Annotated in this window: 18 protein-coding genes and 1 tRNA gene; 14 read left to right on the top strand and 5 right to left on the bottom strand. The window is 35.7% G+C overall.

Translation table 11 applies throughout. The features are described from left to right. Window positions 1–444 precede the first annotated feature (444 nt). Window positions 445–518: transfer RNA gene (locus MPR_RS17675), tRNA-Asn, on the bottom strand. Window positions 519–608: 90 nt separating this feature from the next. Further along, the gene (gene rseP / locus MPR_RS17680; RefSeq protein ID WP_041894894.1) at window positions 609–1,952 is read right to left on the bottom strand and encodes an RIP metalloprotease RseP; all 1,344 of its coding nucleotides are present in this window, start codon (window positions 1,950–1,952) and stop codon (window positions 609–611) included. Between the two features lie 315 nt (window positions 1,953–2,267). Between rseP and serS the strand changes: the two genes are divergently transcribed. The 5 genes from serS (at window position 2,268) to MPR_RS17705 (ending at window position 7,054) form a co-directional block, all read left to right on the top strand. Next, window positions 2,268–3,539 (top strand): serine--tRNA ligase, encoded by a 1,272-nt coding sequence (gene serS / locus MPR_RS17685; protein ID WP_041894897.1) that lies wholly within the window; start codon window positions 2,268–2,270, stop codon window positions 3,537–3,539. Window positions 3,540–3,644: 105 nt separating this feature from the next. Next, window positions 3,645–3,959, top strand: coding sequence for a DUF4286 family protein (locus MPR_RS17690; protein ID WP_041894898.1), 315 nt, complete (start codon window positions 3,645–3,647; stop codon window positions 3,957–3,959). Between the two features lie 7 nt (window positions 3,960–3,966). Then, the gene (gene rsmA, locus MPR_RS17695) at window positions 3,967–4,746 is read left to right on the top strand and encodes a 16S rRNA (adenine(1518)-N(6)/adenine(1519)-N(6))-dimethyltransferase RsmA (RefSeq protein ID WP_006258031.1); all 780 of its coding nucleotides are present in this window, start codon (window positions 3,967–3,969) and stop codon (window positions 4,744–4,746) included. Beyond that, on the top strand, window positions 4,736–6,088 hold the full coding sequence (mgtE, locus tag MPR_RS17700) for a magnesium transporter (protein WP_016649864.1): 1,353 nt from the start codon (window positions 4,736–4,738) through the stop codon (window positions 6,086–6,088). Before rsmA ends, mgtE begins: the two co-directional genes overlap by 11 nt. Window positions 6,089–6,112: 24 nt before the next feature. Then, window positions 6,113–7,054 (top strand): 2-hydroxyacid dehydrogenase, encoded by a 942-nt coding sequence (locus MPR_RS17705; RefSeq protein ID WP_041894901.1) that lies wholly within the window; start codon window positions 6,113–6,115, stop codon window positions 7,052–7,054. Window positions 7,055–7,090: 36 nt separating this feature from the next. Here the strand turns inward: MPR_RS17705 and MPR_RS17710 are convergent, their stop codons facing one another. Next, entirely contained in the window at window positions 7,091–8,926 is a 1,836-nt protein-coding gene (locus tag MPR_RS17710) for a GNAT family N-acyltransferase (protein WP_041894904.1), read from the bottom strand. Window positions 8,927–9,120: 194 nt separating this feature from the next. Between MPR_RS17710 and MPR_RS17715 the strand changes: the two genes are divergently transcribed. From MPR_RS17715 to MPR_RS17725, 3 genes are all read left to right on the top strand, one after another. Further along, a complete protein-coding gene (locus MPR_RS17715) occupies window positions 9,121–9,885 on the top strand; it encodes an exodeoxyribonuclease III (protein ID WP_041894906.1) in 765 nt (254 codons plus the stop codon). A 31-nt stretch (window positions 9,886–9,916) separates the two neighbouring features. Further along, entirely contained in the window at window positions 9,917–10,822 is a 906-nt protein-coding gene (locus MPR_RS17720; RefSeq protein ID WP_041894908.1) for an OmpA/MotB family protein, read from the top strand. Between the two features lie 237 nt (window positions 10,823–11,059). After that, window positions 11,060–12,403 carry a mechanosensitive ion channel family protein gene (locus MPR_RS17725; RefSeq protein ID WP_041894911.1) on the top strand — a complete coding sequence of 448 codons (1,344 nt, stop codon included), beginning with the start codon at window positions 11,060–11,062 and terminating at the stop codon, window positions 12,401–12,403. A gap of 132 nt (window positions 12,404–12,535) precedes the next feature. Here the strand turns inward: MPR_RS17725 and xseB are convergent, their stop codons facing one another. Together xseB and xseA are read right to left on the bottom strand one after the other, a co-directional pair. Further along, window positions 12,536–12,730, bottom strand: coding sequence for an exodeoxyribonuclease VII small subunit (gene xseB, locus MPR_RS17730; RefSeq protein ID WP_006260411.1), 195 nt, complete (start codon window positions 12,728–12,730; stop codon window positions 12,536–12,538). Continuing rightward, window positions 12,697–14,178, bottom strand: a complete 1,482-nt coding sequence (gene xseA, locus MPR_RS17735) for an exodeoxyribonuclease VII large subunit (RefSeq protein WP_041894913.1) — start codon at window positions 14,176–14,178, stop codon at window positions 12,697–12,699. The genes xseB and xseA overlap by 34 nt, the downstream gene beginning before the upstream one ends. A gap of 439 nt (window positions 14,179–14,617) precedes the next feature. Between xseA and dut the strand changes: the two genes are divergently transcribed. From dut to amaB, 6 genes are all read left to right on the top strand, one after another. Beyond that, complete coding sequence (gene dut / locus MPR_RS17740; RefSeq protein WP_006258022.1) at window positions 14,618–15,055, top strand: dUTP diphosphatase; 438 nt, start codon at window positions 14,618–14,620, stop codon at window positions 15,053–15,055. A 26-nt stretch (window positions 15,056–15,081) separates the two neighbouring features. Next, window positions 15,082–16,092: a sugar nucleotidyltransferase gene (locus MPR_RS17745; protein WP_016649870.1), complete on the top strand. Its 1,011-nt coding sequence runs from the start codon at window positions 15,082–15,084 to the stop codon at window positions 16,090–16,092. 168 nt (window positions 16,093–16,260) lie between these two features. Further along, window positions 16,261–17,046: a lipoprotein insertase outer membrane protein LolB1 gene (gene lolB1 / locus MPR_RS17750; protein ID WP_041894917.1), complete on the top strand. Its 786-nt coding sequence runs from the start codon at window positions 16,261–16,263 to the stop codon at window positions 17,044–17,046. 23 nt (window positions 17,047–17,069) lie between these two features. Further along, window positions 17,070–18,326, top strand: coding sequence for a murein hydrolase activator EnvC family protein (locus tag MPR_RS17755; protein ID WP_041894919.1), 1,257 nt, complete (start codon window positions 17,070–17,072; stop codon window positions 18,324–18,326). 15 nt (window positions 18,327–18,341) lie between these two features. Then, complete coding sequence (locus MPR_RS17760) at window positions 18,342–18,875, top strand: 3-hydroxyanthranilate 3,4-dioxygenase (RefSeq protein WP_041894921.1); 534 nt, start codon at window positions 18,342–18,344, stop codon at window positions 18,873–18,875. A gap of 86 nt (window positions 18,876–18,961) precedes the next feature. Further along, a complete protein-coding gene (gene amaB, locus MPR_RS17765; RefSeq protein WP_041894924.1) occupies window positions 18,962–20,509 on the top strand; it encodes an L-piperidine-6-carboxylate dehydrogenase in 1,548 nt (515 codons plus the stop codon).

A 20,509-nucleotide genomic window follows, 5' to 3' on the forward strand; every position in this document is an offset into this window, starting at 1 on the left:
TAATAATTGAGAATACGCCTTCATATAGCCTTTCTGTCTATGTATAGATGTTACTTTATCCTATATAAAGGTGTTTTATCTTCCTTTTTATAGTTGATCTACTTATATAGGTATGCTTTTTTTGAAGAAAGAAAAAAAGATGACACAAACCTAAGGTTGTAAACATTTCTCTAAGACCAAAAAAAAGCTCTTGCCTACCGACAAGAGCTTTACTCTATAATTATTTCTTTTCTTTAAAGAATTCAAGCATTAAACAATCATTCTCTTATATACCTTAATATATAATATATCACAGATATTCTAGAAAAGCGAAAAGCGATACCTATTCGATATCGCTTTTCAAATCCCCTTAAAAAGTAAATTTCTTTACTTGTATTCTTGTTTTTAAAATTCCATAACCTAAAAGGTTATAAGAAAAAAGCCAGTCAATGACTGGCTTCTCTGCTCCCCCTCTTGGGCTCGAACCAAGGACCCTCTGATTAACAGTCAGATGCTCTAACCAACTGAGCTAAGGAGGAAGGTGATGTCTTACCTTTATTGCGATGCAAATATAATACGATTTTTCATTTCTGCAAACACAACAAGCATTTTTTTTATATTTTTTTCATCTAATTAAAAATTGCCTTATAAATATCATTCCCATTAGCGAATAACAATAATGCAATAAGTATGAAGAATCCTACCATCTGAGCGTTACCCAAGAATTTATCACTTGGTTTTCTTCCAGAGATCATTTCGTACAATAAAAAGATTACATGTCCACCATCTAAAGCAGGGATCGGTAATAAATTCATAACCCCTAACATGATAGATAACATCGCTGTAATACTCCAGAATACTTGCCAGCTCCAAAACTGAGGGAAGATATCATAAATAGCTTTAAACCCTCCTACTCCTTTATATGCACCTGTCTCAGGTTGTACAATTTTCTTTAACTGTCCGAAATAACTCATGATTCTATCTTTCCCCATGTGCAACCCCGCAGGAATAGCCTCAGCTAAGGAATACTGCTCTCTACTTATCTCATATAGTCCAAGTTTTTGTAAATTATCAAATGGCAAAGCAGGAGCATAGTATGTCTCTATCTTACCTTCTTGATTTACCTTTACATCAACAGTCGTATCTTTTCCATCGCGATTCACTACAACAGCAACAGTCTTTCCTTTGTTCTCTTCTAAAACATTGCTTACCATATCAAAGAAAGGTGTCTCTACCCCATTAATAGACTTCACAATATCTTTAACCATTAATGTACCTTCATTAATAGAGTTCTCTCCAAATCCTGCTACAATAAAAGGAATACGCAATCCTATGAAACCATTTCCTTTATTTTCAGTAATTTGTCCAAGAAAATCAACTGGCAACTGTACATGTTCAACTACACCAGCACGTTCTACCTCGATATCTTTCCCCATAAGGATTGCCTCTGGTAGACTATTAAACTTCACAATCTCCTTCCCATCAACAGTCAATACCTTATCACCTGTTTTAAGACCAGCGTCTTCTAAGATAGGATTCTGAACCCAGATTCCGCTCTTCACATCTTTATTAGCAATATATGACTCACCATACGCATAAGCCATCCCAATATAGATAACAAAAGCTAAAATAAAGTTTACAGTAACTCCACCTAACATAATGATCAAACGTTGCCAAGCTGGTTTAGATCTAAACTCCCATGGTTGTGGCTCACCTGCTAATTGGTCTGTATCCATACTTTCATCCACCATACCAGATATTTTTACATATCCACCCAATGGCAACCACCCAATACCATAAACAGTATCTCCTATCTTCTTTTTAAACAAAGAAAACTTAACATCAAAAAATAAGTAAAACTTCTCGACACGTGTTTTAAAAAGTTTAGCTGGGATAAAATGCCCTAACTCGTGTAAGATAATTAACAACGACAAACTCAATAAGAATTGAGATAATTTAATAAGTATATCCATTTTTATTTTTTACAGACTCTAATATTATTCAGACAAAAGTAAAATATTACTTTAACTAATCTCACTTTTTTTTAAATCAAGGCTTAAATTATCAATTCTTTCACATAAATAACAAGATAAACAAAGTGTAATAAAGCTAAAAAGCACTTTACATATTATTTCAAAGCTACTCTATTAATTAAATTATTATTTAGAAAAGCTAATAAACTACCAAATAAAGTGCATAATGTTCTACAAAACTTATAAAGAGGTACGTAAAATAGCTGTTAATAGAAAAGTATTTTCTAACTTTGCTTTACAATTAATATTTATAATATGTTACAGATAGCTTTTATTAGAGAAAATCAAGAGCAAGTGGTTAAAGGATTAGCCAAAAGAAATCTTGATGTTGCCGATTTGCTAAAAGAAGTGCTTGAATTAGATGAGAAAAGAAGAAGCACACAGGTGGAATTAGACAATGTATTAGCAGAATCGAACAAACTATCCAAAAGCATCGGGGAGTTGATGAAAAGTGGTGAAAAAGCAAAAGCTGAAATCATCAAAGAAAAAACATCAAACTTACGTGACCAAAGCAAACAATTAACGGAAGAACTTAATAATGTATCTGCATTATTAACAGAGAAGTTATATACTATACCAAACGTACCAACAGATATCGTACCTGCTGGTAAAGACGCTGATGATAACTTAAATGTATTCGAAGCAGGAGAAGTACCTACACTACATGAAGGAGCTTTACCACACTGGGAATTAGCAAAGAAATATGACATCATTGACTTTGAACTAGGGAATAAAATTACTGGAGCAGGTTTTCCTGTATATAAAGGTAAAGGAGCTCGTCTACAACGTGCATTAATCTCTTACTTCTTAGACAAGAATACAGAAGCAGGATATAGAGAATATCAAGTTCCTCACTTAATCAATGAGGCTTCAGGATATGGTACAGGACAATTGCCAGATAAAGAAGGGCAAATGTATCACAGTACAGTTGACGATCTATACTTAATCCCAACAGCAGAGGTACCTGTGACTAATATCTTTAGAGATGTTATCTTACAAGAGACAGAATTACCAATTATGTGTACAGCTTATACACCATGTTTCCGTAGAGAAGCAGGATCATATGGAGCACACGTAAGAGGTCTTAACCGTCTTCACCAATTTGACAAAGTAGAAATCGTACGTATCGAACACCCTGATAATTCTTATCAAGCATTAGACGGAATGGTAGAACATATTAAAGGACTATTGAACGACCTTAAACTTCCATATAGAATCTTAAGATTATGTGGTGGAGATATGGGATTCACATCAGCTCTTACTTATGACTTCGAAGTGTTCTCTACAGCACAAGACAGATGGTTAGAAATTAGTTCTGTATCTAACTTCGAGACATTCCAAGCGAATAGATTGAAATTAAGATTCAGAGATAAAGATGGTAAAAACCAATTAGCACACACTTTAAATGGTAGTTCACTAGCATTACCTCGTGTACTAGCAGGTATCTTAGAAAACTATCAAACACCAGAAGGAATCGTAATTCCAGAAGTTTTACGCCCTTACACAGGATTTGATATTATCGACTAATTAAAACCAATAACCTTATAAATAAAAAGCACCAAATATTCGAAATAAGACATTTGGTGCTTTTTTTATCTTTGCAAAATAAATTCATTCACTGTATTTAAAATTATGATCATATATAATATCACAGTCAACATTCATGAAAGCGCACATGACGTATGGATGCAATGGACAAAAAATGCTTATATACCAGGAATATTAGCAACAGGAAAGTTCGACAAAGCTAAGATCGTCAAAGTACTCATCGAAGAAGAAATGGGAGGAAAAACTTATTCTATCCAATTCGAAACACAGAGTAAAGAGTTACTAGATCAGTTCTATAAAGAAGACTTTGATCGTTTTGAGATCGAAGCTAAACGCCTTTTTGGTGAGCTTATGCTAACATTTAAGACAGAACTAGAATTAATCAGCGAACATCAATAAGATAACCATGGATAAAGTAAGAGCAAAAAAACACTTAGGTCAGCATTTCTTAACTGACGAAAGTGTCGCAAAGAGAATCGCTGATACCTTGACATTAGAAGGATACAAGAAGGTATTAGAGATAGGTCCAGGTATGGGAGTTCTAACAAAATATATATTAGACAAACCGATAGAAACATTCGTAGTAGAGATAGATACTGAATCAGTAGACTATTTACATGCTCATTATAACAAACTACACGACCATATATTCGCACAAGACTTTCTAAAGTTCGATATAGTACGTGCTTTTAATCAAGAACCATTTGCTGTAATCGGTAACTTCCCTTATAATATCTCTACACAAATCGTGTTTAGAGCATTAGAACTAAGAGACTATATCCCTGAGTTCTCAGGTATGTTCCAAAAGGAAGTAGCAGAACGTATCTGTGAGAAAAAAGGAACTAAAGCTTATGGTATACTTTCAGTATTAGCACAAGCTTTCTATGAAACAGAATATTTATTCACTGTAGACGAACACGTATTTAACCCACCTCCAAAAGTAAAATCAGGGGTAATGCGTATGATCCGTAAAGAGGATTACAGTCTACCATGTAGTGAAAAATTATTCTTTACAGTAGTAAAAACTGCCTTTAATCAGAGAAGAAAGACATTACGCAACAGCTTAAAAAGCTTTAACTTGCCAGAGGAAATAAGATCTGAAGAAGTATTTAATTTAAGACCAGAACAATTAGACTATAAAGAATTTATAGAACTAACAAAGAAAATAGAAGCCTATGGAGTTTAAAATCAGTAGAGAATCTTTACAACAATTCGAAGATTTAATCGCTGAAAAAAATGAAAAGGAATTATTAGAGATCCTTAAAGATTTACACTATGCCGATATAGCAGAGATAATGAATGAGCTTTCTGGAGAAGAAGCGATATACATATTCGATATATTAGATAGTGAAGTAACAGCAGAAATCCTTTTAGAATTAAATGAAGATGTCCGTGAAAAGATCTTAAAAACGCTATCTCCAAAAGAAATTGCAGAGGAGTTAGATGAATTAGACACGGATGACGCTGCTGATATTATCTCTGAATTACCAGAATCTAAGAAAGAAGAGGTTCTTTCTGAGCTGGAAGATTTAGAGCATGCAAAGGACATCGTTGAACTATTGCGTTATGACGAGGACACTGCAGGGGGACTAATGGCCAAAGAGTATGTCTCTGTTAATGAGAATTGGTCAGTACTTACTTGTGTCAAAGAAATGCGCAAACAGGCTGAGCACGTATCTAGAGTACATTCTATCTATGTAATAGATAATGAAGGTAGACTAAAAGGTAGACTGTCGCTAAAAGACCTTCTTACCTCTTCTACTACTACCCATATTAGTGATGTCTATATTAGAAATGTAGACTCAGTAAAAGTAGACACAAAAGATATAGAAGTAGCTCGTATTATGCAGAAGTACGACTTAGAAGCTATTCCTGTTATAGATGAAATGGGAAGGTTAGTAGGTCGTATTACCATTGATGACATCGTAGACGTTATTAAAGAAGAAGCAGATAAAGATTACCAACTAGCAGCAGGTATTTCTCAAGACGTAGAGGCTAATGACAGTATCCTTATGCTGACACGAGCTAGATTACCTTGGTTAATATTAGCGATGATAGGTGGGTTCGTAGCTGTTAATGTATCTAGAAGTTTTGAAGGAGCTATGGAGAAGTTTGGTGTACTATTCTTCTTCACCCCTCTTATTGCGGCTATGGCAGGTAATGTCGGGGTTCAATCTTCTGCTATTATCGTACAAGGACTAGCTAATAACTCCATCACTGGATCTATATGGAAACGATTAGGAAAAGAAGTAACGCTTAGTCTACTAAATGGTTTCTTACTTGCTATTCTGATGATGCTAGGAAGTCACTTCTTATTAGGAGTTGATTATATCATAGGTATCACTGTATCTATAGCACTGATTAGTGTAATAATCATCGCTAGTCTTATCGGTACCTTTGTTCCGATCTTACTGAATAAATATGGTATAGACCCTGCTTTAGCTACAGGTCCTTTTATCACTACAAGTAATGATATCTTCGGAATCTTAATTTACTTTTCAATTGCAAAGGTTATTTTAGGTTTCTAGATTATTTAAAGCTAAATCACAACAATGAACACTAAGAAAGTATTACATATAGATAGTAATCATCCTTTAATGATTACACAACTAGCAGAACTAGGATACGAAAATGTAGAAAACTACACTTCTAGTAAAGAAGAAATAGCAGAAAGCATAAACGAATATGAAGGTATCATTATCCGAAGTCGCTTTTCTATTGATCAATCTTTTTTAGAGAAAGCAACTAATTTAAAGTTCATTGGACGTGTCGGTGCTGGACTAGAGAATATAGACTGTGCATATGCAGAGACTAAAGGTATAGCACTTATCGCTGCTCCTGAAGGCAATAGAACTGCAGTAGGAGAACATGCCTTAGGGATGCTACTAAGCCTAATGAATAAACTCAACTTAGTCGATCAAGAAGTAAGACAAGGAATCTGGATTAGAGAAGGAAACAGAGGACATGAGATAGAAGGTAAAACAGTAGGTATTATAGGCTATGGAAATATGGGAAATGCTTTTGCCAAACGCCTACAAGGGTTTGACTGTGAAGTAATCTTCCACGATATCAGAGAAGGACTAGAGAATGCCTATGCAAAACAAGTAAGCTTAGCAGAGTTACAAGAAAGAGCTGATATCCTAAGTCTACATACTCCGCAGACACCGGAGACCATGTATCTCATCAACAAGGAACTAATCCAAGGGTTCAAAAAGCCTTTCTGGTTTATAAATACTGCTAGAGGGAAGTCTGTCAATACTACAGATCTAGTCGAAGCTTTAAAGTCTGGTAAAGTAAGAGGTGCTGCATTAGACGTATTAGAGTACGAGAAGTCTTCTTTCGAGAATATGTTTTCTGATAACACTCTTCCTGAACCTATGCAATACTTAATACAAGCTAAGAATGTATTACTATCCCCTCATATCGGAGGATGGACTATAGAGAGCAAAGAAAAACTAGCTCAAACAATTATAGACAAAATCAAATTACTATAACAAACCAAAAAGGAGTTTCAATAGAAACTCCTTTTTTTATGACTGTTGCTTTTCGCTTTTGTTATTTTCTTCTTGAATCTTTCTTTCAAGTTCTGCTTCGAATTCTTCCATTACAGGTTTCACTGTGCTTTCTGGTAGATCAGCAATCTTGATATACATCAGACCATCTATAGCATTATTAAACAATGGATCGACATTAAAAGCAATCACCTTTGCATTCTGCTTAATGTATTTTTTAATCAATACAGGCAATCTTAACTTTCCTGGTTCTACATCCTCGATGATCTTATCGAATTTATTTAAATCAGAATCTGTCTCACTAAAGATTAAATCTTTCTCACTATCCTTAAGATTTACTTTATATTCCATCTTAGGAGTAACATACTGGGCAATATAAGGATCAAAATAATGTGATCTCATAAACTCAATCATTAATGATTTAGAGAAATCAGAGAACTGATTACTAATACTCACTCCACCGATTAAGTACTTGTGCTCAGGATATCTCAATGTAGTATGTACAATACCTTTCCACAATAAGAATAGAGGCATTGGTTTTTGTTGATACTCTTTAATAATAAAAGCTCTACCCATCTCTATAGACTGAGACATCATCGGATAAAGCTCAGATTCGAAGCGGAACAACTCATTTAGATAGAACCCATTGATTCCATATTTCTTATAAATCTCTGTCCCTAATCCCATACGATATGCTCCACAAATCTGTTGAGTATCATTATCCCATAAGAACATATGGTGATAATACTTATCGTATTGGTCTAAGTCTAGTTCATTATTCGTTCCCTCCCCTACTTGTCTAAACGTAATTTCTCTTAAACGTCCTAATTCTATTAGGATTGTTGGTATTAGATCTGATTTACACAAGAATATCTCGTAATTCTTACTCTGTAATAATCTATAATCACCTTCTCTCAGCGTATTAATCTCTTCTAAAATCTTCTCTACTGGCTGTGCCTCAATAATATCTTTCACGCTTTTTGGTAATTTGAAATTAAATGATGGTACTTTAATCCATTTACGTATATCTTCATCCTTATATGCATTAGACAATAAGTATGTTTTAAAACGCAGGAAGTTACCATAATCATTTATATCATAGTGTTCACTTTGTTCTTCTACTGATATTGGTCTACCTATCCTTACTTTGATCACTCTATTTTTTTGAGTCAATAGTTCAGAAGGCAGTTTAGCTGTACGTAACGTAGGATTTATCTGAGACAAGAAATAGAATAACTTACTATTTGTTGCATGAAAATAAATAGGCACTACAGGTACATTTGCTTTCTTTATCAATTTAATAGCTCCTTCTTCCCAAGGTTTATCTACGATAAGTTTATCATCTTTATACGTAGACACTTCCCCTGCTGGGAATATCCCTAGAGGCTTTCCATCACTTAAATGTCTTAAAGTATCTTTTAATCCTATAACGCTTGATTTAACATCCTTATTGTTCTCAAAAGGATTCACAGGCATAATATAAGGCTTTAATGGCTCTATGCGATGTAATAAGAAGTTAGCGATAATTTTAAAATCAGGATCATGCTCTAACATCAGTTTAAGCAATAGAATACCGTCTATCCCTCCTAGTGGATGGTTAGAAATAGTTATATAAGGCCCTTTCTTAGGCAGTCTTTTAAGTTCTTCTGGATCTATTTCAAATTCAATTTGAAATTCTTCTAAGATAGCATTTAAAAAATCTAGATTAGACAAATGCTTATTGCGGTCGTAAATTTTATTTAACGTAGTGATTTTAAGCGTCTTCATCAACATCCACCCTGTAAAGGTTCCTAAAAAACCATACTTATCTACGTTAATTGCCTTTGCTACTTCTTTCGCCGTTACTAACCCCATTAAAATTCAAAATTAAGTAATACAAATATACTAAAATCTTCAGCTATTCCATTTTATTTTGTCAGACTAGTACTATTATTCATAAAAAAGAAATTACAAAATATATAAATAACTGATTAAAACAAAGATAAGATATTAAATCAAAAAATATATTTTTTATATTTTTGATTTTTTAAACTACATACTCATTTTATATGAAGATAATCTCGTATAACGTAAATGGAATACGTGCTGCTATAAACAAAGGATTTATAGAATGGATTCAAGAAGAGAATCCTGACATTATATGTCTACAAGAAATTAAAGCAAAAGAAGATCAAATACCTGTAGCAGATATTCTAGCTGCTGGGTATCCATACCAATACTATTATTCTGCTCAGAAAGCAGGGTATAGCGGAGTAGCTGTCTTGTGTAAGCAAGAGCCTAAAAACGTAGTATTCGGAACAGGTATAGACTATATGGACTTCGAAGGTAGAAACTTAAGAGTAGATTATGACGATATCTCTGTGATGTCTCTATACCTACCGTCTGCCTCTAATATAGAGAGACTAGACTTTAAATATCAGTATATGGATGACTTCTTCAGCTATATCGATAACCTAAAGAAAGAGATTCCAAACCTAGTGATCTGTGGAGACTATAATATTTGTCACCAAGCTATCGACATCCATGACCCTGTGCGCAATGCTAAAGTATCAGGTTTCTTGCCAGAAGAACGTGCATGGTTAGACAAGTTCATCAACAATGGTTTTATAGACAGCTTCCGTATGTTCAACCAAGAGCCACATAACTACAGCTGGTGGACATACAGAGCGAATGCTCGTAATAATAATAAAGGGTGGAGAATAGACTATCACTTAGTGACAGAGAATATGAGAAGCAAGATAAAACATGCGACTATACTACCTGATGTAAAGCACTCTGATCACTGCCCAATACTTGTAGAGATAGACGCATAACCCCTATTTCCCCTTAATAAAACAACAAACTATGTCAATTAAAAAGATTAGCCTAGGCTTATTAGCGCTTACCATGTTATCATCATGTGTGACACGCAAGTTATACAATGAACTAGATCAACAGTACAAAGATGCATTAGCCGAAAACGAACAGCTAAGTAGTGAATTAGACCTTATGAACAGTTCTAATACAGATTTAGAAAATATCAAAAGACAACTAGCTGCTCAGTTAAAAGAACTTCAACAAGAGAGAAGTAATCTTAACGCTGAAATCGCTGCTGCACAGAACAAACTAAGAGACCTAGAAAGTTCTTATAACAATCTAGAGAAGCACAGTGAAGAAACACTAAAAGCAGAAGCTGCTAGACTAGCTAAAGCCAAAACGGAACTAGAAGAGAAATCAAGACGTGTAGCTGAGCTAGAAAGTATCTTAGCGGCTAATGATAAACAGATGCGTACTCTAAAAGACAATCTATCTAATGCCCTAAACGCATTCGAAGGTAGAGGACTGACTATCGAACAAAAAAATGGACGTGTCTATGTCTCTATGGAAAACAAATTGTTATTTAAATCTGGTAGCTGGACGATCAGTGATGAAGGAAAAGAGGCAGTAGTAGAGCTAGGCAAGGTATTAGCGGACAACCCCGATATCACAGTACTGATAGAAGGACATACAGATAATGATAAGATATTAGGTAATCTAGGAGATGGCGTGAAGACCAATTGGGACTTATCTACTAAACGATCTTTAACTATCGTATCTATTCTAGAGCAAACACCCAATATAGATAAGAGAAATCTTACAGCTGCTGGTAGAAGTGAATATGCTCCGCTAGCAAGTAACAACACTGCTGAGGGCAAAGCGAAGAACAGACGTATAGAAGTTATCTTAACTCCTAATCTGGATAAAATCAACTCTATGCTGAATCAGTTATAGTAATAACAGAAGATATAAAGTACCCTCTAAAAGGTGAGATGTAGAACATCTCACCTTTTTTCATACCCTCACACTACCCTCTCTTTTTACTTCACTAAATTTTCAACAGTTTATAGTTTTCTTAGGTAATTTCTCTAAAAAAATAGTTACTTTTCACACACATTAGCAGTCCTTATTTGTATTTGTCTGCTATAATGTTTATATTAAAACAGCTATAAATATAAAAGCCATAATTACATGATGATTAATAACTATCTAGTTACTAATATTGATACGATTATCGACCCTCAAAATTTTAATAAACTATACCAATGGTTCTATAATCTACTGGACTTCTTAAGTCTATCAGAATATGCTACCCATGTAGTGACAGCAATTCTGTTACTAACGTCTTTTACGATCTGTATGTTCATTTTAGATTATATTCTAAAGAACTTTTTTATAGTTTTAGTAAAGACTTTTAGTTCTAAGACTAAAACGACGTTTGATGACTTATTAGTAGAGAATAAATTCTTTCACAATGTTACACACTTAATTCCGATTGCCTTAGCGAAGATCTTATTTCCGATATTCTTTTTAGGCTTTCCGAACCTAACGAAGTTTGTGATGTCAGTGACAGATATCTTAGTCACAGTAGCCTTGACCTTAGTGATTCGATCTACTATACGCAGTATACGCGACTACCTAAAGAGCAAGCCACGCCTAGCAGACAAACCTCTAGATAGCTATGCACAGGTATCTAGCATACTAGTCTATTTCTTCTCTGGAATTATTATATTCTCTATCATCACAGGTACAGACCCTATCAAATTCTTAATCTCATTAGGAGCTGCCTCTGCTATCCTTATATTAGTCTTTAAAGATACCATTATGGGATTCGTAGCGAGTATTCAAGTTTCTTCTAATGATATGGTGCGTGTAGGAGACTGGATAGAGATGGCTAAGTATGGCGCAGATGGTACAGTACTAGAGATGAACCTAAGTACGGTGAAGGTGCAGAACTTTGACAAGACAATCACCACCATACCGACTCACCTTCTGATCAGTGACTCATTTAAAAACTATAGAGGAATGCAGACTTCTGGAGGTAGAAGGATTAAGAGAAGTATCAATATTAAAATCTCTTCTATCCGCTATCTAGAGAAGGATGAAATAGAACTACTTAAAAAGATACAACTATTAGCTCCGTATATAGAAGAACGCCAAAAAGAAATAGAAGAATACAACGAGAAAACACAAGCTGATCAATCTATGCCTATCAATGGACGTAGAATAACGAATATAGGAATGTTTAGAGCGTATGTAACAAGATACATACAGCAGAACCCTAATATTCACAAAGAATATCCTCTGATGGTAAGGCATCTACAGCCTACAGAGCACGGGCTACCGATAGAGATATACACCTTCACGAATACCACTGTATGGGCAGTATATGAGAATATCATGGCAGATATATTCGACCACGTATTAGCCGCTGTAGATTATTTCCACCTAGATGTATTCGAATTGCCTTCTTCTGATGACGTAAGACATTTCATACAGAACAGTACTACTAATCATGATTCGTTTGGTAACTAAGAATACTTATTACCATGATTATAACAGGTCGCTATAGCCTGTCTTCTCTTAGACATGAAAGAAAGACTTAAGTATAGCACACTACATACGATGAACACGGTCATGGAGTATCTTTATGGCCGTGTTCTTATTTTATAATCCTAGTTTTTCTATAATGCCTTCTACTTGTTGTTCTGTAGTTGTCAATTTCTCTTTACAGAACACTATTAGTTTAGATGCGCGTTCTACTTTGCTCGCTAGTTCATCTACAGTCACTTCATCATTCTTTAAATCATTCAGAATTGCTTCTAATTCTAAAGCGGCTTTTTCATAAGTAAGTTGTTCCATTGCTTCACTTCTTTTATTTCTGCTAATATAATTCTATACTTCTTATTATAGATTGCTATCTCTAGCTCATCTCCTATATTTAATTCTTTGTGTTCATTCAACAGTTGTCCATTGTGCATCACGATCGCAAACCCTTTCCTTAGAATAGAACTCAGGTCATACGCTGTTGTAATCTCTTCGAAAGTAACTAATCGCACACGTTCTTTCTTCAACTGTCCTTTTGCTTGATAGACCAGTTTCTCTAGCGAAGTATTCAGTTGTTGTTGATGCACATCGATACACTGTTGTGCTAAATAAGCCACTAGCTTCGTTTTTTCTTTTAGCGTCTGATTTTCTTTACCTGTTATGCGTTGAGCCCGATAGGAGATAGACTGCGTTGCACTCTCTATAAACGACTCTTCTGTATGAAGGCGTTTTCTCACCTCTGTTATCAGTCTGTTGGATAACGTACCTAGTTCTTGCTTTTTTTGTTTGGCTTGTGCCACACCATATAACCTTATCTCCTTCTCCGCTACTTCTAGCTTATGCTGTTCTATAGTGATATTCTGTTTATAAGACTGTATAATACCTTCATACATCCTACTGATATCCGTATAGAACAGAGCAGTTCGCTCCACGATATAAGCCGCTACGGCACTCGGCGTTTTAAAATAGTGATTAGCCACAAAGTCAGCTAACGAACTATCAGTCTCATGTCCTATCCCAGTAAATACTGGTGTATGGCTCATGGCTAGCGTCACTGCTAACTCGTAGTGATTAAACACATCTAAGTCTAGCGCAGATCCTCCCCCTCTAATCAGCACGATCACATCATACGCATCTGACTCTATCTGACTCAGCGCCTCTTGTATAGACGCTACAGCCCCATCACCCTGCACTTGACAGTCATAGTGATCTATATGATAGACGAAATTATACTCGTTCTCCTCTAGTTGTTTTATAAAATCGGCATGCCCCGCTGTCCCCTTAGAACTTACTAAGGCTATGCGCTGAAGCACAGCAGGTAGATACAGTTCTTTATTCTTCTGATGATACCCCTTCTCTACTAACTTTCTGAGGTTCTCCTGCTTTATGCGTTCTACCTCCCCTAATGAGTAAGACAAGTCTATCCGATGTATATTAATAGACATCCCGTATAGATTACTAAACGTGACTTCGCAGTAACACATGATCTCAGCCCCATTCTTCAGTATCTCATTCGCATTCTCTCCTAAGGTTTTTTTGATCACATAGGCATTAGATTGCCAGATATTCGCACGACACTTGGCTAACACTACTCCATCTTTATTCTCTACGAGTTCTAGATAGAGATGTCCCTTACGGTCTTCCTTTAGCTGACCTATCTCTGCCCTTAGCCAAAAGTAGTTATTCGATATAGCCTTATCTACTATATCCTTCACTCTATAGAGGATAGTGCTCAGTCGATAATACTTATTGTCTATATACATCTGTTTAAAATCTAGAAACTCTTTAGACCAAAAATACAATCTTTATTAAGATATCTAAACGAAATTCACGGTCATCGTTTCTCATTATTACATTTATGAATAGCACAAAAATAGCTCCGAAATAAGTCTAAAGTGCCCTATTGGGCAGAATTGCTATAATTTATAACAACTCCTTGCTTACATCTCCCCTTTTCAACAGAATTACAACTTCATTCTTTGAGTCTAGTCCTTGTGATTATTATTTGCTAGGCTATTGATCGGTAGGTGGTCGGCTTATTTATAGTACTTTTTAGCCGACCACATACCTATCACATGCCGACCACAAGCCGACCACCCCTATAAAAACATAAAAAACACAATATCATACTCATACTTAATCGCATAATATTCTTTTAATCAGTATAACTTTTTTATCTTTGTTATCCATTAAAAAATAGATATGACTACCGTAAAAATCATCAATAAATCTAAACATTCATTGCCGAATTATGAGACGAATCAGTCTGCAGGTATGGATCTTAGAGCGAACTTAGAAGAACCTATCACGCTAAACTCTCTAGAGAGAGCCATCGTACCTACAGGTCTATTTATAGAACTACCTGAGGGATACGAAGCACAGATCAGACCTAGAAGTGGATTAGCTGCAAAAAGAGGAATCACTTTACTAAATAGCCCTGGTACTATTGATGCTGATTATAGAGGTGAAATAGGTATTATCTTAGTCAATCTGTCAAAAGAACCTTTCGTGATAGAGAACGGGGAGCGCATTGCTCAAATGGTAATCGCTAAATACGAACAAATCCAATGGCAACCTGTAGAAGTACTTACTGATACAGAGAGAGGTGCTGGAGGTTTTGGGAGCACTGGAGTAAAATAGATATTGTAATATAAAGATATTAGAAAATGAAAATTATTGTACCAATGGCTGGTCGTGGGTCTAGACTTCGTCCTCACACATTAACTGTACCTAAACCATTAATCCCTATCGCTGGGAAACCAATTGTACACCGATTAGTAGAAGACATCGCTAAAGTTCTTAACGATACGATAGATGAGATTGCATTTATCATCCACGAGAGCTTTGGAAAAAAAGTAGAAGAAGACTTAATCGCTATCGCTGCTAAACTAGGAGCGAAAGGGACAATCTGCTATCAAAACGAAGCTCTAGGAACTGCTCATGCTATCCTATGTGCTAAAGAAGCTATGCAAGGGCCTATCGTGGTAGCGTATGCAGATACGTTATTCCGCGCTGACTTTAACCTAGAGAAAGACGCTGACAGCGTTATCTGGGTAAAACAAGTAGAAGATCCTAGCGCATTCGGTGTAGTACAACTAAATGATAAAAACGACATCGTAGATTTCGTAGAGAAGCCTAAAGAGTTTGTATCTGATCTAGCGATCATCGGTATCTACTACTTTAAAAGTGGTGAAACGTTGCGCAAAGAATTAGAGTACTTACTAGATAATAATATTATCAAAGGAGGCGAATACCAACTAACAGACGCTCTAGAGAATATGAAGCAAAAAGGAATGCGCTTCGTACCTGGTCAGGTAGATGAGTGGATGGACTGTGGTAATAAAAATGTAACTGTAGATACGAATAACAGAATGTTAGGCTTCTTAGAACAAGAGAACGCTAACTATGTATCTGATAATGTAGTGCTAGAGAACAGTACGATCATCCGTCCATGTTATATCGGAGAGAATGTAGTATTAGTGAATACGACTGTAGGACCTAATGTATCTCTAGGAGACAACTGTAAAGTAGAAAATGCTACTATCAAAAACAGTCTTATCCAAACAAACTCTACAATCAGAAATGCAAATCTAGATAATGCTATGGTGGGTAACCATGCTACTTATGACGGTAAGCATACGAGTATCAGTATCGGAGACTACTCTGTACTAGACTAAATCATGATATAGACGTCTCCTGTATATACTGTTGATATATCTATTTGACTATATCTTCATCCTTATTTAATACAGGAACAGACGCTAAAATATTAAATCCGTTTTAAACTTTATTTAAAACGGATTTTTTTTATCTATCTTGCTACTATAAAATAGTTTTAGACGATTATGAGAAAGATATCCCTACTTATTATCTGTACTTTATTTCTAGTTGTAGGATGTAAGAAGAAGAACATGGATGGTATACTAGACGAGAGTGAGGCTAGTAATGCTAAAACTGTGCTTACGATTCTAAACAACCACAATAAACAAATAGTAGACTTCACTACCACTGCTATTCGCTCTTCTGCGTCTTATGAGGCGGATAACGATTCTAAGAAGTTCTCTATGGATATCTTTATCGAAAAGGATAAACAGATCTTGCTGAACATTCGCTTTATAGGTATTCCGATAGCTAAGGTATATGTAACTCCAGAAGGAGTGCAGTACTATGAGAAGTGGAATAAGGTATTCTTCAAAGGAGACTTCAGTATGCTAAGTCAATGGCTAGGTACAGACCTTAACTATACTAAGTTTCAGAATCTGCTATTAGGTCAGGCTCTAGATGCTCAGTCGGGAACTAATAAGTATGAAGCATCTATAGAAGAAGGATTGCACAAAATCAAAGCTAAGGTAGAAGAAGATATCCAATCTGCTTATTTCTTCGAAGACCAAAATGGATTATTGAAAAAAGAAGAGATATCTCAGGCATCTAGCAATAGAATTGTCACTATTTCTTATCCAGAATATAAAAAAGTGGGAAAATATACGACTCCTACTGAAATAAATATAGATGCAAGACAAGAAAAAAGCATACATTTGAACATTCGTTATGACAATGTGACTTTTAATGATAACTTGAACTTTAATTACAAGGTTCCAGCAGGTTATAAACAAGTCGGAATAAAACAATAAGATCAACAAGAAGTAATCTACAAATGAGACGAGCGTATTTATCCTTATTATTAATATGTACTGTTTTTGCTTACGGGCAAAAGAAAGAAACGCAAGAACAACTGGAGCGTAGAAAGCAGCAAATCTTAGTGGAGATAAATATTGTCAAAGATTTACTTAAAAAAGAAAAGACGAAAGAGAGAAATATTCTATTAGAAATAGATGAGAACAACCGTAAGATTAACTTAAATAAACAGTTAATAAACAATGTTCAAAAACAAATATCTGTAACAAACAGCAATATCTCTAAAACAGAAAAAGAGGTTAATACCCTAGAGGCAGAGTTGGCTAAACTTAGAAAAGACTATGCTGATCTAGTATTAAAATCATATAAAACGAAGTCTAGCCAAAGTAGACTGATGTTCGTATTATCATCAGACAACTTCCTTCAAGCTTATAAGCGAGTACAGTATATGAAGCAATATGCTGACTATAGAAAATCTCAAGCAGATGAGGTTAAGGCTAAGGCTGAATCTCTAAAAGAGGCACTAGCTAGACTAAGTACACAAAAAGCAAAACAGCAAAAGCTACTTACTGAACAACAACAGAACGAAAAGAACTTACAGGAGGATCTAGGAGAACAAAAGAACCTAATGTCTATCGTACAAAAAGATCAGCAAAAGTACAACCAACATATCAAGCAAAAGCAAGAGGAGACAAAGGCAATCGATAGAAAAATCAAGCAATTGATCAAAGAAGCGATTGAAGAAGCGAACCGTATCGCTAGAGAAAAAGCAGCTAAAGAAGGTAAGAAGACGACGAAGTCTACTGCTTCTACGAAGTCCGCTACTGCCTTTGAGCTTACTCCTGAAGGGAAAATCGTAGCAGATAACTTTAGAGCAAATCAAGGTAAGCTTCCTTGGCCAGTAGCTAAAGGATATATCTCTCTACCTTATGGAGATCAGCCTCACCCTGTACAGACTCAGCTGACGATACACAATAGTGGTGTAGAGATCACTACTGAGGCAGGCTCTAGAGCTAGAGCGGTATTCGGAGGGGATGTGCTTCAGGTACAGGTATTACCTGGTGGTAATAAAGCTGTATTAATACAACATGGAGATTATATAACTGTTTATCAAAACTTAGGTGAGGTATCTGTGAAAAAAGGAGATAAAGTAAGTCTAAAACAAGACATCGGGTCTATCAGTACTAATAGTAATGGTCAGACGGTGTTGAAGTTCTTACTGTCTCGAAATACTGATATCTATAACCCACAAAGTTGGTTGAGCAGAAGTAATTAATTCATATATCATACTATGAGTACACAGTCATCATTCAATATATTTAAATGGGTAAAAGAGAATAAAGATTTATTAAAACCACCTGTTGGCAATAAAAACATTTACCCTGAAGCGTCTGATTATATCATTATGGTCGTAGGTGGCCCTAATGCTAGAAAGGATTTTCACTATAATGAAGCTGAAGAATTCTTCTTTCAACTAGAGGGAACTATCTATATCGATATACAAGAGAATAACGAACGCAAGCGCATTACCTTAAACGAAGGTGACATCTATCTACTACCTGCTAAGGTACCTCACTCACCTATCCGTACAGAGAACTCTGTAGGTCTAGTGGTAGAGAAAAAGAGAAAAGACCCTGGTGCAAAAGATGGATTAATGTGGTTCTGCGAAAATTGTAATCATAAACTATATGAAGTCTATTTTGAATTGACAGATATAGAGAAAGATTTCTTACCTCATTTTAAACATTTCTACTCATCTGAAGAACTGAGAACCTGTAAGTGTTGTCAGACTGTGATGCCTACTAATACAAAATTCGTAGAGTAGTAGATTACTGTACATTACATTCCCTGTCATATTTTTTTTTATATTAGCAAGTAACAATCAATTACAAACTATAAATAAAAAAACAAATGACGACATCTAATAACCAATTTGGTATTTCGGAAGTATTAGAAAAATTAGGTCTTGTGGCAGAGAACAATGGTTCTTCTACAGGTCTTAACTCTTTTTCTAATGGTAGGATTATAGAATCTTATTCTCCTGTAGACGGTCAACTTATCGGAAAAGTAAAAGCTTCTACAAAAGAAGATTACCAAAAAGTAATGGCTACTGCAGAGGAGGCTTTTAAAAGCTGGAGACTAGTGCCTGCTCCTAAACGAGGCGAAATCGTAAGACAAATAGGTGAAGAACTTCGAAATAAAAAAGAATACTTAGGTAAGCTAGTATCATACGAGATGGGAAAAAGCCTTCAAGAAGGTCAAGGTGAGGTACAGGAGATGATCGACATCTGTGACTTCGCAGTAGGTCTATCTCGTCAGTTATACGGATTGACGATGCACTCTGAGCGTCCTATGCACCGTATGTTTGAACAGTGGCACCCTATCGGAGTGGTAGGTGTTATCTCTGCATTTAACTTCCCGGTAGCAGTATGGAGTTGGAATACCATGATCGCATGGGTATGTGGTGATGTGTGTATCTGGAAACCTAGTTCTAAAACACCATTATGTGGTGTAGCTTGTCAAAATATCGTAGCAGGCGTATTCAAGAAAAACAATATCCCTGAAGGTGTATGTAACCTAGTTATCGGTAATGAATGTGGTGATCTAATCAACACGGATCCTAGAATCCCGCTAGTGTCATTCACAGGGTCTACTCGTATTGGAAGACATGTATCTAAAACTGTAGCAGAACGCTTTGGTAATACTATCCTAGAACTTGGAGGTAATAATGCTATCATCGTATCTGAGCATGCTGATATCAACATGGTATTAGTAGGGGCTGTATTCGGAGCTGTAGGTACTGCAGGACAGCGCTGTACTAGTACGAGAAGGCTGATCGTACACGAGAGCGTATATGATAAAACAGTAGATGTACTACAAAAAGCATATGCTCAATTAAAAATAGGGAACCCATTAGACGCTACTAATCACGTAGGACCACTTATCGATAAAGCAGCTGTAAAAGATTACTTAGACGCTATCGAAAAGGCAAAAGCTGAAGGTGGTAAGGTCATCGTAGAAGGCGGTGTACTAGAAGGTGCTGGGTATGAGAGTGGATGTTATGTAAAACCATGTATCATAGAAGGTAAGAATACTTACGAAATTATACAGGCTGAGACATTCGCACCTATCTTATACATCATGAAGTACAAAGATATCGAAGAAGCTATCGCTATGCAAAACGGAGTGCCTCAAGGGCTATCTTCATCTATCTTCACGAATAGTATGAGAGAAATGGAGTTATTCTTATCTCATGCAGGCTCTGACTGTGGTATCGCTAATGTGAATATAGGTACATCTGGTGCTGAGATTGGTGGAGCATTCGGTGGTGAGAAAGAGACTGGTGGAGGAAGAGAGTCTGGATCAGACGCATGGAAAGCTTATATGAGAAGACAGACGAATACAATCAACTATGGTACAGAGCTACCATTAGCACAAGGTATTAAATTTGACTTCTAG

The organism is Myroides profundi (assembly GCF_000833025.1).
Taxonomy (GTDB): domain Bacteria; phylum Bacteroidota; class Bacteroidia; order Flavobacteriales; family Flavobacteriaceae; genus Flavobacterium; species Flavobacterium profundi_A.